Source organism: Micromonospora sp. RTBAU3-60, assembly GCF_054963695.1.
Genome location: NZ_JBUEGB010000004.1, coordinates 103,715 through 117,156, shown reverse-complemented (window position 1 = coordinate 117,156; position 13,442 = coordinate 103,715). Strand labels below are relative to the sequence as shown.

13 protein-coding genes and 1 riboswitch are annotated in these 13,442 nt (G+C 73.0%); of the genes, 4 read left to right on the top strand and 9 right to left on the bottom strand.

The annotated features are described in order from the left end of the window. Positions 1-77 precede the first annotated feature (77 nt). Positions 78-208, top strand: a riboswitch (cyclic di-AMP (ydaO/yuaA leader). A gap of 5 nt (positions 209-213) precedes the next feature. After that, entirely contained in the window at positions 214-1,233 is a 1,020-nt protein-coding gene (locus ACY34I_RS05895; RefSeq protein ID WP_462753193.1) for a coiled-coil domain-containing protein, read from the top strand. A gap of 66 nt (positions 1,234-1,299) precedes the next feature. Here the strand turns inward: ACY34I_RS05895 and ACY34I_RS05890 are convergent, their stop codons facing one another. Beyond that, positions 1,300-1,968, bottom strand: coding sequence for a carbonic anhydrase (locus tag ACY34I_RS05890; protein ID WP_462753191.1), 669 nt, complete (start codon positions 1,966-1,968; stop codon positions 1,300-1,302). A gap of 212 nt (positions 1,969-2,180) precedes the next feature. On the opposite strand from ACY34I_RS05890, the gene ACY34I_RS05885 reads away from it, so the two are divergent. Further along, positions 2,181-2,522, top strand: a complete 342-nt coding sequence (locus ACY34I_RS05885; RefSeq protein ID WP_462753189.1) for a helix-turn-helix transcriptional regulator — start codon at positions 2,181-2,183, stop codon at positions 2,520-2,522. Between the two features lie 58 nt (positions 2,523-2,580). After that, entirely contained in the window at positions 2,581-3,819 is a 1,239-nt protein-coding gene (gene mycP, locus ACY34I_RS05880) for a type VII secretion-associated serine protease mycosin (RefSeq protein ID WP_462753187.1), read from the top strand. Positions 3,820-3,948: 129 nt separating this feature from the next. Here the strand turns inward: mycP and ACY34I_RS05875 are convergent, their stop codons facing one another. From ACY34I_RS05875 to eccCa, 7 genes are all read right to left on the bottom strand, one after another. Continuing rightward, positions 3,949-4,230 carry a WXG100 family type VII secretion target gene (locus ACY34I_RS05875; RefSeq protein WP_148798593.1) on the bottom strand — a complete coding sequence of 94 codons (282 nt, stop codon included), beginning with the start codon at positions 4,228-4,230 and terminating at the stop codon, positions 3,949-3,951. Between the two features lie 30 nt (positions 4,231-4,260). Further along, entirely contained in the window at positions 4,261-4,569 is a 309-nt protein-coding gene (locus ACY34I_RS05870; protein WP_462753185.1) for a WXG100 family type VII secretion target, read from the bottom strand. 226 nt (positions 4,570-4,795) lie between these two features. Then, positions 4,796-5,065 carry a hypothetical protein gene (locus ACY34I_RS05865; protein ID WP_462753183.1) on the bottom strand — a complete coding sequence of 90 codons (270 nt, stop codon included), beginning with the start codon at positions 5,063-5,065 and terminating at the stop codon, positions 4,796-4,798. Between the two features lie 16 nt (positions 5,066-5,081). Next, positions 5,082-5,807: a hypothetical protein gene (locus tag ACY34I_RS05860; protein ID WP_462753181.1), complete on the bottom strand. Its 726-nt coding sequence runs from the start codon at positions 5,805-5,807 to the stop codon at positions 5,082-5,084. Between the two features lie 31 nt (positions 5,808-5,838). Further along, entirely contained in the window at positions 5,839-6,132 is a 294-nt protein-coding gene (locus tag ACY34I_RS05855) for a hypothetical protein (RefSeq protein ID WP_148798602.1), read from the bottom strand. 15 nt (positions 6,133-6,147) lie between these two features. Next, positions 6,148-6,567, bottom strand: a complete 420-nt coding sequence (locus tag ACY34I_RS05850) for a YbaB/EbfC family nucleoid-associated protein (RefSeq protein WP_462753179.1) — start codon at positions 6,565-6,567, stop codon at positions 6,148-6,150. Positions 6,568-6,633: 66 nt separating this feature from the next. Then, the gene (eccCa, locus tag ACY34I_RS05845; protein WP_462753177.1) at positions 6,634-10,599 is read right to left on the bottom strand and encodes a type VII secretion protein EccCa; all 3,966 of its coding nucleotides are present in this window, start codon (positions 10,597-10,599) and stop codon (positions 6,634-6,636) included. Positions 10,600-10,769: 170 nt separating this feature from the next. On the opposite strand from eccCa, the gene eccD reads away from it, so the two are divergent. Next, on the top strand, positions 10,770-12,167 hold the full coding sequence (gene eccD / locus ACY34I_RS05840) for a type VII secretion integral membrane protein EccD (protein WP_462753175.1): 1,398 nt from the start codon (positions 10,770-10,772) through the stop codon (positions 12,165-12,167). Here eccD and ACY34I_RS05835 read toward each other — a convergent pair. Then, complete coding sequence (locus ACY34I_RS05835; protein WP_462753173.1) at positions 12,151-13,323, bottom strand: type VII secretion protein EccE; 1,173 nt, start codon at positions 13,321-13,323, stop codon at positions 12,151-12,153. The two genes, eccD and ACY34I_RS05835, sit on opposite strands and share 17 nt — an antisense overlap. Positions 13,324-13,442: the final 119 nt, after the last annotated feature.

Here is a 13,442-nt window from a genome sequence, read left to right as displayed (position 1 = left end):
CTTCGGGACGTAGCTCCGCAGCCGGGACGTCGGGTAACCTCACTGCCGGTCACCGCCGAAGGCGCGCACCGGCGCCTGCGGTGCCACCGCCCAATCGCCCCACGGCGAACCGGGGAACCAGGTACCTGGGGTGAATCCGCGCAGGCGGTAGGGGCCACTTCCGTCCCGAACCCGTCAGCTAACCCGGTCGGCGGTCGACGGAAGGGAACACTGTTGACGGCACCCCTGCGCCGCTGGTTGACACCCGTGGCGGCCGTGCTCGCCGCGTTCGCCATCGTCGCCGGGCCCACCCCGGCGCTGGCCGCACCCAACACCCCCACCCCCTCGGGGCACGAGGAGGACAACGATCCGCCGCTCATCACCGAGGTCATCGACGCGGCCAACCGCGGCTACCTGCAAGCCAAGGCGAAGCTGGACAAGTCGAAGCAGCGCCAGCTCCAACTGGGCCTCGAGATCCGGGCGGCGCAGGCCGACCTGGACGCGCTGCGGCCACAGGTGACCGAGATCGCCGCGCAGTCCTACCGGACCGGCCGGATGGGCGCGATGGCCATGCTGCTGGAGAGCAACGCACCCGACTCGTTTGTCCGGCGGGCCTCCGCCCTCGACGAGCTGAACCTGATGAACGCGCAGAAGCTCGCCGCGGTCAACGCCGCGAAGAATCGCGCCGAGCAGGCCAAGATCGCGCTCGACGCGGAGGTCCGCGAGCAGCAGAAGCAGACCAACGCGATGAAGCGCGAGAAGGCCGAGGCGGAGAAGGCGCTGGCGCTGGTCGGCGGGCGCGGGTTCACCGGTGGCCTGGTCTCGGCCACCTCCCCGGTCGCCCGCATCGGTCCCGGCCGGACCGCCGACGGGGGCTGGCTGCCCGAATCACGCAGCGTGAAGGACCCGACCACCTCGGGCTACATCACCCCGCGCACGCTGCACATGTACAAGGAGGTCAAGCGGGCCGGCTTCGACCGTTTCGTGGGCTGTTACCGCCCGGGCGGGCCCTGGGAGCACCCCAAGGGCCGGGCCTGCGACTGGTCCCTGCAGCGCAGCGGCTTCTCCCCCTGGCACAACAACGACATGCGAAGGTACGGCAACGACCTCGCCGCCTTCGTGATCCGCAACGCCGACCGGCTCGGCGTCTACTACGTGATCTGGAACCGGCAGATCTGGTTCCCGGCGACCGGGTGGAAGTCCTACAGCGGGCCCTCCAACCACACGGACCACGTACACGTGTCGATGCTGTAGCTGCCGTACCGCTCCGAGGGGGCCGTTCCGCGACCAGCGGGGCGGCCCCTCGTCGTCAACTAGGGCTCAACCGGCGACGGCGGTGGGCGGCGGAGCCGCGGGCGCGGCCGGGACCGGCAACGTCACGCCCGCCTTCACCTCGGCCACCGTCCGCACCTCGCCCGCGCTGAGCCGGTACGACATGCCGACTACCCCGCACCGTCCGGCCGCCACCCGCTCGGCGAGCACGGCGGACCGGGCCAGCATCGCCTCCACCGTCCGCGCGATGTGGATGTCGACGATGTCGTCGAGGTCCTCGACGCCCTGCCGGGCGGCCCGGGCCAGGCTGGGCACGACCGCGTCCACCAGCGCGCCGAGGTGGCCGGCGGGGGGCGTGCCGGTGGCGACCACCTCGCGGGCGGCCTGCACCGCGCCGCACGAGTCGTGGCCGAGCACCACCACCAGCGGGGTGCCCAGCACGGCGACCGCGTACTCGACGCTGCCGAGCACCTCGGGGCCGACGGTGTGGCCGGCGGTCCGCACCACGAACAGGTCACCCAGGCCGCGGTCGAAGATGATCTCGGCGGCGAGCCGCGAATCGGCGCAGCCCACGATCACCGCGAACGGGTGCTGGCCGTCGGCGACGGCGGCACGGTGCTCGGCGTCCTGGTTCGGATGACGAGGCGCTCCGGTGACGAAGCGACGGTTACCAGCGGACAGCTCGGCGAGCGCCTGCTCGGGAGTGGTCGGCGTCAATGCAGTCACCTCGGTCTCGCGCAAAATGGCCTGGTCAACCCGGCCGGCGGCAGAGGCGGCCTCGGGAACCACGGTCACACCCTGAGCCAAGATACGTCAAGATTTACGTGATATGGATTTCATACGTCGTCGGTCACCAGCGGCCGGCCCGGGGCCCGGCCACCGGTGGCCCGCCCGCCGCCGGGCTCGCTGACCGCCGGACGGGCCATACCATGGCCACCATGGCGACGACAGCGGGCGAGAACGGGAGCGGCCGGAATTGGACCTTCCTCACCAACCACGGGCACGTGCTGCTGGCCATCGCGCGCAACCCCACCGCACGGCTGCGTGACGTGGCCGACGAGGTGGGGGTGACCGAGCGGGCCGCCCAGGCCATCGTCGCCGACCTGGAGGCCGGCGGCTACCTGCGACGCACCCGGGTCGGCCGGCGCAACGAGTACACGATCAACCCGAGCGGCCACTTCCGGCACCCGGCGGAGGCCGACCAGCAGGTCGGTGCCCTGCTCGCCCTGTTCACCGCCGAGCCGGCCGAGGGGCGCGCCGCCAGGGGCTGACCCGCCCCGCCCGGCTCCCGTCACCGCACCACGGGCACGGCGACGGTAATCTCACCGCGTGCGCGACAGCTTGCGGCCGGACGGGACGACACCGCGCGTCCGTACCGGGCACCGGATCCGGTCCATCCTCTGTGGAGCGGGAGCGGCCGCCCTGCTCGGCGGCGCCCTGGTGGCGCCCGCGCCCGCCGCGGCGGCCCCGAAGTGCGGACCGCCCGGCGGCCCCGCGCCGACCGAGGCGCCCTGGGCGTTGGACCGGCTCGACCCGGAGGCGGCCTGGCGGGTCACCCGGGGCCAGGGCGTCACCGTGGCGGTCATCGACTCCGGCGTCTCGCCCAGCCACCCCCTGCTGCGCGGCCGGGTGCTGCCCGGCGAGGACTTCAACCATCTGGTCCACCTCAACGGGCAGTGCGACCTGGTCGGCCACGGCACCATGGTGGCCGGCATCATCGCCGGCAAGGAGGGCACCGGCGCGCCGTACACCGGGATCGCCCCGGAGGCGACGATCCTGCCGATCCGGGTGCTGGCCGACAACCAACGCACCTTCGACGAGTCGATCCCGGCCGAGATCGGCAAGGCGATCAAGTGGGCGGTCGACCAGAAGGCGGACGTGATCAACCTGTCCCTGGTGACCCTGGACGACCCCCGGCTCAAGGACGCCGTGGACTACGCCCTCGACAAGGGAGTCATCGTGGTGGCCGCCGCCGGCAACCGGCAGGAGAACCAGCAGGACCAGCCGGGGTACCCGGCCGCGTACCCCGGGGTCATCGCCGTCGCCGGAATCGACGACGCGGGCGGACACGTCGGCAGCTCGGTCACCGGCGACTACGTGGACATCGCCGGGCCGGGGCTGAAGATCGTCGGCCCGGCGCCGCAGGGGTCGGGTTACCGGGCGGAGCCGCAGGGCGGCACCAGCTTCGCCACCGCGTACGTCTCGGGCGTCGCCGCGCTGGTCCGCGCCGCGCACCCTGACCTCGACCCGAAGGACGTCGCCTACCGGCTGACCCGGACGGCCGACAACCCGCCGGACGGGCACAACGCCGAGGTCGGGTACGGGATGGTCAACCCGTACCGGGCGGTGACCAGCCTGCTGGGCAGCCGGACCGACCCGCCGCTCGGCGCCATGCCCGCGCCGGCCCCGCCGGCCGACCCGCTGGCCTGGCAGCGGACCGTGGCCATCTGGGTGGGCGTGATCGGCGGCGGGCTAGCCGGCGCCCTGCTGGCGCTCCGGCCGATCCTGATCCGGGGCCGCCGGCGCGGCTGGCGCCCCGGACGCCGCACCGCCCCGCAGGACGCCTGAGTTCGCCCGCCCCACCCCGGGATACCGCCGGACGCGCCTGCGGCGCCCAGCGCGCCCCTGGCGGCGCGGAAAGCACTGCGGCTCCGACCCCGGCAGAGCCGGAGCGGAGCCGCAGCGGGGTCGGTCGGGTCAGTTGCCCCAGACTTTGGAGTTGCTCATCTCGGTGGTCATGTAGTTCTCGCGGGCGATGCCGACCGCGTTGCCGATGTCGTTCAGGACCTTGTTGATGTCCCGCACGGCGGCGTCCCACTGAGCCTGGTGCTGCTGGTACGCGACGCGGTCCTGGCCCTCCCACTCGAGCTTGGTCAGCATCGAGCGCAGCGTGTCCAGCTTCTCGTCGATGGTCCGCGAGATGGCCTGCATCTGTTGGTTGCTGCTCTCGAGGACGGCGTAGTCGACCTTGATGCTCATCGTTCCTCCTCTACCTGGCTACTACGCGGATCACGGGTTGAGAGCAGCGTGGAACTTGTCCAGCATCTGCTGCTGCTCTTCGTCGTTGACCTGGTGCGTCGTACCCGACTTGTCGAGCAGGTCGGCGATGTTGTCCATCGCGGTCAGCAGCTTGTTCGTGTCCTCGTTCCAGCGCGTCATCAGGTTCTGGAAACCCGAGGACGCCCCGCCCTTCCAGGCCATCGCCAGGTCGTCGACGACATTCCACAGCTTCTTGAGCTCACCGTCGACGTCGCTGCGCGTGGACCGCACGTCACCCGCGGCTTGGTGCAGAGTCGCTGCACTGACCTCGAACGCCATGCTTCACACCCTTCCGTCATCTTCGTGGCGGCGGATCCGCCGCGCCCCTCCCCCGCGGCAAGGCGTACACACCCCACCGACGGACACTTCAACCGAACCGTAGCGGACGACGTCCAAGCCGCGCAGCCCTGTCCCCGTATCGTCGTCTCCCGGCAAGCCAGGATCCACAACACATTCTAGGGCGGACCGTGCCATATGGACGGACGATCCCTCGGTCACGCCGACCTCAGGACGACCGGCGGTACGACTTGACGTGCATCATCACACCCACGACCAGGATGACCGCCAGCAGCACCACGACCGGCCAGAGCACCGGCCTGTCGAACGCCCGGTCGAGCACCACCGGGATCAGCGCGGCGACCCCCGTGATCAGCACCACCTCGCTGGCCCGCTTCGCCCACCCGGCGTGGGACAGCTGGGCGACCAGCGCCAGCCCGATGAAGCCCGGCACGGTCACCAGGAAGTACACGAAGAGCCACCAGAGCACTCCGGCCACCTCGGACCCCTTCCTGTCACTGGTAGAACTTGGTGTCCTGGACCCAGTCGATCTTGATGTCCTTGATGTCGGGGTCCGAACCCGTGGCCGCCCAGCCCGGACGCGAGTCCGACACGAACGCGAACCGGTCGTTGCCCTGGAAGCCGGCCATGATGGCGGAGAACACCGCGCTGATGTCCCCGAAGACCAGCGCGAGGATGGCCGCGCTCGCGACCATGCCAGCCACCCCGATCGCCTCGGCGATGGGCGCGGTGGGCGGGAACGCCTGGAGGACGACCGACGCGATCACCGCGATCAGGATCGGGATGAGCGCGTCGACCAGCGCGTTCACCGCGTCGTTGAAGGCGTCCCGGGCGGAGGTGAGGGTGTCCTTGTTGGCGTTGAACGCCTCGGCCAGGGAGTTGATCTCCGCCCCGAGCTTCCGCAGGAAGAGGTCGAACGCGTCCCGGTCGTCGAAGTCCCACTCGGTGTCCGACGGCGGGACCTGCTCCAGCGCCGCGCCGAACTGGTCCCCGCCGAGCAGGCGCGCCGCGTCGCCCCACTCCTTGATGGACTTGTTGACCTCGTCGTTGTCGAACGTCTCCAGGTAGGCGATCGACGCCCCCAGCACCCCGGCGAAGACCAGCCACATCCAGTTGGCCCGCGCCGCCGGGAGAAGCCCCCGCACCGGGGCCGTCGCCGCGGCGACCGTGTGAGTGCCGGTCACCGTGCCGGCGGCGTTCGCGATCAGGATCTCCGACATCAGCTGTTCCCCCCGTCACGCACCAGGCAGGTCACTTGACCACCCAGGGCTGATCCGACTTCTCCCAGTTCTTCGCGGTCTGCTCCAGCTGCTCGGCCGCCTTGTGCAGGTGCTCGATGCCGGTCTTGACGTTGTTGAGGTGGCCGTCGACCGAGGCGTTGTGCGCCTGCACGGTCGCGCCGCCGAAGATGGTCAGCGCGCCGTCGGGCAGCTTCACGCTCTCCAGCAGCGTCTGCACGTTGCGCAGATACTGGATCGGGCCGTCCGGAGCGTCGAGCTTCTGACTCGCCTTGCGGATCGCGTCGACGTCGACCTTGTTCGCCATCGGTCCTCCCCCTGCTCAGCGGCGCAGGCCGCGGGTCGGGTCGCTCAGGTCCACGCCGAACTGGCGGAACCAGTCCTGCGGGTTCAGGGTGCCCGCCTGCGCCTGGCGGACCAGGTCCGAGCCGCCCAGCACCTCACTCATCAGCTCCTGCTGACGCTCGGCGTAGGCCGCGTACGCCGCGTCGATGGCGGCCTGGAGCGCCTCGGCCAGCGCGTAGCTGTCCAGCCGCATCGCCCGCGCGTTGAGCTCGATGTCACCGACCTTCATGTCGCCGTCCACCGTCACCCGGACCAGCCCGTCCGGGCTCTCCCCGGTCACCCGCAGGTCGGCGCGCTGCTGCTGGTACTCGGCCAGCCGGCGCTGCTGCTCCTGCGCCTGGCGCAACAAGTTCTCCACGGCGCCACCGGCGCCGCCGTATCCCCACGAGGTGCTCACCACGGTCCCTCTCTGCGTACGCGACGGTCGGGCCGACGCTATCGGAATGTTGCCTGGCGCTCGACCCTAGGCCGGCTCCGTCCAGGCGGTCTGGATCAGCTGCTGGCCGTCCCGGCGGCGGACCAGGGTGCCTCGGCCCGGCGGCTGCGGGCTCGGCCGCAGGTTGCCGAAGACGGCGCCCTCCTCCCGGCTGCCGGACATCAGCAGGCCCGGCGAGTCCAGCTCGCGCAGGCGTTGCAGCACCGGCTCGTAGAGGGCGCGTGCCACGCCGCCCACCCGGCGGGTGATGATCAGGTGCAGGCCGATGTCCCGGGCCTGCGGCAGCAGCTCGTGCAGCGCGCTGAGCGGGTTGCTGCCACCGGAGGCGACCAGGTCGTAGTCGTCCACCAGGATGTAGAGGTCGGGGCCCTGCCACCAGCTCCGGTCGCGCAGCTGGGCGGTGGTCACGTCCGGGCCGGGCAGCCGGTTCTGCAGCGCGGTGCGGATCGAGCCCAGCCCCTGGCTGAACACCTGGTTGGACGGCGCGTAGTCGAGCAGGTGGTCGCCCTCCACCGCGCCGAGCAGGCCGCGGCGGTAGTCGGCGATGACCAGCCGGGCCTGGGCCGGGGTGTACCGCTCGGCGATGCCCCGGGCGATCAGCCGCAGCAGGTTGGTCTTGCCGCACTCGGCGTCGCCGAACACGGTCAGGTGCGGCTCGCCGGCCAGGTCCAGGTAGACCGGGGCGAGCGCCGACTCGTTGACGCCGATCGGGATGCCCGGGACCGACCGGTCGATGACCTTCGCCAGCTCGCTGACCGGCAGTTTGCGCGGCAGCAGCCGTACCTTCGGCGCCGGGCGGCCCGGCCAGTTCGCCGCGACGTGCCCGGCCAGGGCGACCGACGCCTCGGTCAGGTCCTCGATTTCGCGCTTGCCGTCGATCCGCGAGACCCCGGTGAGGAAGTGCAGCTTGTCGTGGGTCAGGCCGCGGCCGGGGGTGCCGACCGGCACGTTCTGCGCGGCCCGCCGGTCGATCTCCGACTCGGCCGGGTCGCCGAGCCGCAGCTCCAGCTTCGTGCCGAGCAGATCCCGCATGTTGATCCGGATCTCCGCCCACCGCACGGCCGTGACGACCACGTGTACGCCGAAACCCAGCCCCCGGTTGGCCAGGGTGGTGATGGTCTGCTCCAGCTCCTCGTACTCCTGGCGCAGCGTGTTCCAGCCGTCGACCACCAGGAAGATGTCGCCGAACGGGTCGTCGGCGAACTCCCCGGCCGCCCGGCGGCGACGGTAGCTGGCCATCGAGTCGATGCCGTGCTGGGTGAAGCGGAGCTCCCGGTCGTCGATGACCGCGACCACCTCGGCCACGGTCCGCCGGACCGCCTCGGTGTCCCGCCGCCCGGCCACCCCGGACATGTGCGGCAGCCGCTCCAGGCTGCGCAGCGCGCCACCGCCGAAGTCGAGGCAGAAGAACTGCACCTCGCGCGGGGTGTGGGTGAGCGCCAGCGAGGCGAGCATCGACCGCAGCATGGTGCTCTTGCCGCTCAGCGAGGCGCCGACGATCACCACGTTGCCGCCCGCGCCGGACAGGTCGACCATCATCGGGTCGCGCCGCTGCTCGTACGGGCGGTCGACGATGCCGACCGGCACGGCGAGCCGGCCGCGCCCCGGCCAGTTGGCGGTGGTCAGGCCGAACGTCGGGTGCACGCTCAACGGCGGCAGCAGCTCGGCCAGGCCCGGCGGCTCGGCGAGCGGCGGCAGCCAGACCTGGTGCGCGGGGCGCCCCCGCCCCTTGAGCCGGTCGATCAGCACGTCCAGCATGGCCACCGCCTTGCCGTCGGCCGCCTGCTCTGGCTCCGGGGCCGTCTCCGCCGGGCTCGGCAGCGCCGGCGCCGGCACGTAGTCGATGCCGTACGGGACGATCCGGCGCTGCACCTGCGCCCGGGTGGACCGCTGCACCTGCCCCGGCGCCCGGTACGGCCCGGAGACGTAGGCAGCCCGGAACCGGAGCATCGTGCTGGTATCGGTCTTGAGGTAACCGTGACCGGGCGCGCTCGGCAGCTCGTACGCGTCGGGCACGCCGAGCACGATGCGGCTCTCCACGGCCGAGAAGGTACGCAGACCGATCCGGTACGACAGGTGGGTGTCCAGACCGCGCAGCTTCCCCTCCTCCAGCCGCTGCGAGGCCAGCAGGAGGTGCACGCCCAACGACCGGCCGAGCCGGCCGATCATGACGAACAGGTCGATGAAGTCCGGCTTGGCGGCGAGCAGCTCGCTGAACTCGTCACAGATGATCAGCAGGCTGGGCATCGGCTCCAGCGGCTCGCCGGCCGCCCGGGCCTTCTCGTAGTCGTACCGGGAGACGTAGTTGCCGGCCGCCCGGAGCACCTCCTGGCGGCGATTCATCTCGCCGGCCAGGGCGTCCCGCATCCGGTCGACCAGCGGCAGCTCGTCGGAGAGGTTGGTGATCACCGCGCTGGTGTGCGGCAACGCGTCCAGCGAGGCGAAGGTGGCACCACCCTTGAAGTCGACCAGGACGAAGTTGAGCTCCTCGGACGAGTGCGTCACGGCCAGGGCCCCCACCACCGTCCGCAGCAGCTCGCTCTTGCCGGAGCCCGTCGCGCCGATGACCAGACCGTGCGGGCCCATGCCCTCGTGCGCGGACTCCTTGAAGTCCAGCTCCACCACGTTGCCGTCCGGCCCGAGGCCGAGGGGGATACGCAGCCGGTCGCGGTGGCTGCGCGGCCGCCAGGTCTGCTGCACGTCCACCGCCGCGGCGTCGCCGACGCCGAGCAGGTCCGGCAGCTCCATGCTGCGGGCCAGCGGCTCCTCGGTGCTGGCGCCCTGCTGCTGGGAGAGCCGGTAGGGGGCGATCTGCCGGGCCAGCCCCTCGGCGGCCGTCATGCTGAGCCGGTCCGGCCGGCCGAGCCGGGAGGTCGTGGTGCCCCGCACCAGGTCCAGCCCGCTGCCGTCGCCGGCGTCGAGGCAGAGCAGCCAGCGGCCGGCGTCCCGGGGCACCGTGCCGGAGAGGTCGATGACCGTGGCGCCGAGCAGGCCCGGACCCATCAGCGCGCAGGTCGGCGCGACCTCGCCGCCGTCGAGCACCACCACCACGTGCGGGGCGGTGGTGAGCGGCTTCGCCTCTGGGGCGAACCGGGGCCGGCCGCCCAGCTCGTTGGCGAGCGCCGCCTCCGCCTCGGCGAGACTGGCGAAGACCATCCGGCGCGCGCCCGCCGCGTCCGTACGCCCCGGGTGCTGGGCGTGCGGCAGCCACTTCACCCAGTCCCACACCGGCTGCCGGTCGGCTGCGGCCACCACCGCGACGATCAGGTCCTCCGGGGCGTGGAAGGTGACCAGCTGGCCCAGGGCGGCCCGGGTCAGGTCGAGCACCGACTCCCGGTCGCCGCGCAGCACGATCCGGCTGAACGCGCGCAGCGAGAGCGCGGTGGGCAGGTCCGGCACGCTGGAGTGGGCCCGGACGAACCGGCGCAGCGCGATCGCGCTCATCGGCTCCAGGTCCTCCACCGGCTTGGTCTCCGGCGGCACGATCTCCACCGCCAGCCGCTGCGGGCCGAGCGCGATCCGGGCCTCACCGAAGTCGTCCTCGGTGATCCGCCGCTCCCAGAGCCGGCGGGAGGCGGCGATCGACCAGAGCGCGTCCGGCTCCGGGTGCCGCCAGGTCATCGCGGTGCGCTGCTGCTCGGCGGCCCGCCGGGTGCGCTTGCGCATCTGGGCCAGGTAGCGCATGTAGTCGCGCCGCTGGGCGTTCAGCTCCGCCTTGTCGTTGCCGCCGTTACCCAGCGTGCCGATCGCCATGCCCAGCATGGAGACGCCGAAGAGGCCACCGGCCACGTACGTCATCATGCCGCCGCCGCGACCGGCGTAGAGGAAGGCCATCGCGCCGACGCCGCAGAGCATCGGCAGGATCATCAGCACCTGCCCCATGCCCTTCGACTGCTGCTCGGGCAGCTCGGGCGGAGACTCCAGCAGCACCTCCCCGCGCGGCAGCGCGGGCCCCGGTTGACGCGGAAGTCGGCGGAACACCACCGTGCTCACGGCGTCTCCTCCCCAGAAGCGGCCCTGATCGTGGTCTGCCACGACCCGAGTCGTCGGGTGGGCAACCTGTGCGACCGCCATCGTAGGTAATCTCCCGGAGGCGCCGTGGACCCGTGTCGGGGGACGCCCGCCGGCCGAGGTGGATCGTAGGCGAGCACGAGGAGGCCAGAGTGGCGACGAAGACCGCAACCGGCGGGCTGAGCCGGATCACCATCGTGGCGCCGCGCACCAGGATGGACCTGGCGTTGCCGTCGGACGTCCCGTTGGCTGACCTGCTGCCCACGCTGCTGCGGTACGCCGGTGAGGACCTCGCCGACGAGGGCGTGCGGCACGGTGGGTGGAGCCTGTCCCGGCTCGGCGGGCAGCCGCTGGACGGCGGCCGTACCGCCGCGCAGCTCGGCGTGCGGGACGGCGAGGTGCTCTACTTCAACCCCCGGACCGCCGCCGCGCCCGAGATCGTCTTCGACGACGTGGTGGACGCCGTCGCCACGGCCACCAACCAGCGTCCCGGCACCTGGCAGGTCGGCACCACCCGCTCGTTCGCGGTGCTCTTCGCCGGGGCCGCGCTGACGGCCGGCGCGGCGGCGGCGCTGTTCGCCGGCCCGCCGCAGCTGCCCGGCGCGCTGGCCGCGCTGGTGGTGGCGATCGCCCTGCTGGTGAGCTCCGCGGTGCTGTCCCGGGCGGCCGGCGACAGCCGCACCGGCGCCGTGCTGGCCATGGGCGGCCTCGGCTACGCGGCGATCGGCGGCCTGCTGGTGCTCGCCGGCGACCGTAAGCTGGCCGACCTGGCCAGCCCGCATGTGCTGCTGGCCGCGACCGCCGTGGTCCTGTTCGCCGCGGTGGCCGCGCTGGCCGTCGGCGACCGGCTGCCGCTGTTCCTCGGCGCGGTCGCGGTGGGTGTGGCCGTCGGCTTCGGCGCGGCGCTCTGCCTGGCCTTCGGCATCGGCCCGGCGGCCGCCGCGGCGGTGGTGGCGACCGTCGCGTTCGCCGCCCTGCCGGCGCTGCCGATGATCGCCTACCGGCTGGCCCGGCTGCCGGTGCCGTCGATCCCGACCGGCCCGGACGACCTGAAGACCGACACCGAGTCCGTCGAGGGCCCGCAGGTGTTGCGCAACAGCGAACGCGCCGACGCGTTCCTCACCGGCCTGCTCTGGACGGTCTCGGTGCTGGTGCTCGGCGGTCAGGTGGTGCTCGCCGGCAACGGCCGGCTGCCGGCGGTGCTGCTCTGCCTGGTCCTGGCCCTGCTGTCGCTGCTGCGGGCCCGCCCGTTCATCGGCCGGGCGCAGCGCACCCCGGTGCTGCTCACGGGCACCGTGGGTCTGGGGTTGGCCGCGGCAGCCACCTTCGGCGCCGGGTCGCTGTCGGTCCGGCTGGGGCTGATCCTGGGCGGGCTGCTGCTGACCGTGGTGATCAGCCTGATCTACGGCCTCAGCGTGGCGGGCAAGCGGATCTCGCCGGTCTGGGGACGTCTCCTCGACATCGTCGAGATCCTGCTGATCGTCGCCGTGGTGCCGCTGGCCGCCTGGGTCTGCGGCCTCTACGGCTGGATCGTCAACCTTCGACCGTGACCGTGCCCATCACGGTGGCGACCGGGGCGGTGGCGTAGACGCCGGGACCGTGCTGCCCGTCCAGCGGGCGGGCCGGCACGCCGCTGCGCTTGGCGACGTCCCGGACCACCTTCACCAGCGCCTCGGCGTGGCCGTCCATCGCTGCCACCCGCAGCAGCGGGGGCACCCGGCGGCCGCTCGGCAGCACCACCGCCGCGACCGTGTGCGACGGCGCGGAGGTGGCGGTGACCGCGTCCACCAGCGGGCCCAGCGATCCGTTGGGGCGGACCCGCAGGGCCAGGCAGCGCTGGGTCCAGCCGCCGCCGCGCAGGCTCGTCCAGCTCTCCACCGGCGCTTCCGGGGCCAGGTCGAGCCCGGCGCCGGAGACCACCGCCGTGTGCAGCTCGTCCCGGCCGAGCACCCGGTGGCCGAGGCCAGCGGCGTTCAGCGCCTTGCCGAGCCGGCCGATCCCGGCCGCGACGGTACGGTGCACACCGCGCATACCGCCGCCCCGGCTCACCGTCTCGGCGCGGGCGTCGGAGACGGAGAGGCGCAGCGCCACCCAGACCGTGCGGTGCGCCGCCGGCGGAGCTCCCGGCGCGGGATACCAGACCAGGGTGTGCGAGACGACCTGGGTCTGGGTGACCGGCCCGGTGAAGTCGGCGAGCACCGCGAGGGCGCGGTCCACGGTCGCCGCCTCGACGGACCCGGCGGGCGCGCCGGGCCGGCCGGTCAGCGCGACCGCGGCGAACCAGCCCCGGTCGTCCTGGCCGATGCCGAGCCGGGTGCCGCGGTCGGTCAGCTCGACGACCGTCAGCTCCGGGGCGAGCGCGGCCAGCCGCGGGTCGCCGGACGGCACCGCGCCCCGGGCGCGGCCCCGGCGGCGGCGCAGCCGGCGGCGGAGCGTCAGGTCCTCGTACCACCAGCGGCCGCCCCGGCGGGCGAACGCGGCGACGACGGACAGCACGGCCAGCACGGCGACCAGGGCGAGGAGCCAGGCCGGCCCGCCGGTGGCGAACCAGACGGCCAGCGCGGCGCACTCCAGCACCACGAGCTGGCCGACGACGACCGGGCCGAGCCGGCCACGCCGGCGCTGGTCGGCCGGGGTTACCGGGCGGTCCGCCGGGGTGGCGGGGGCGGTGGCCGTACGACCGGGTGGCGCCTGGACCTGCGTCATCGGTAAGCGTCCCTTCTGGACATCCTGGGCTTCCGCCCCGGCGGTGCGTCGCCGGAGGACGGGCGGGGGTCCCGGTGAACCGCCGACGGCCCCTTATCGTAGGGAAGCCCGCGGCGGAG

Bases quoted from the DNA above. Each gene is read 5' to 3' on its own strand.
- ACY34I_RS05835 (WP_462753173.1), bottom strand. From the start codon at position 13,323: ATGACGCAGGTCCAGGCGCCACCCGGTCGTACGGCCACCGCCCCCGCC.
- ACY34I_RS05875 (WP_148798593.1), bottom strand. From the start codon at position 4,230: ATGAGCATCAAGGTCGACTACGCCGTCCTCGAGAGCAGCAACCAACAG.
- ACY34I_RS05885 (WP_462753189.1), top strand. From the start codon at position 2,181: ATGGCCACCATGGCGACGACAGCGGGCGAGAACGGGAGCGGCCGGAAT.
- ACY34I_RS05870 (WP_462753185.1), bottom strand. From the start codon at position 4,569: ATGGCGTTCGAGGTCAGTGCAGCGACTCTGCACCAAGCCGCGGGTGAC.
- ACY34I_RS05860 (WP_462753181.1), bottom strand. From the start codon at position 5,807: ATGTCGGAGATCCTGATCGCGAACGCCGCCGGCACGGTGACCGGCACT.
- ACY34I_RS05855 (WP_148798602.1), bottom strand. From the start codon at position 6,132: ATGGCGAACAAGGTCGACGTCGACGCGATCCGCAAGGCGAGTCAGAAG.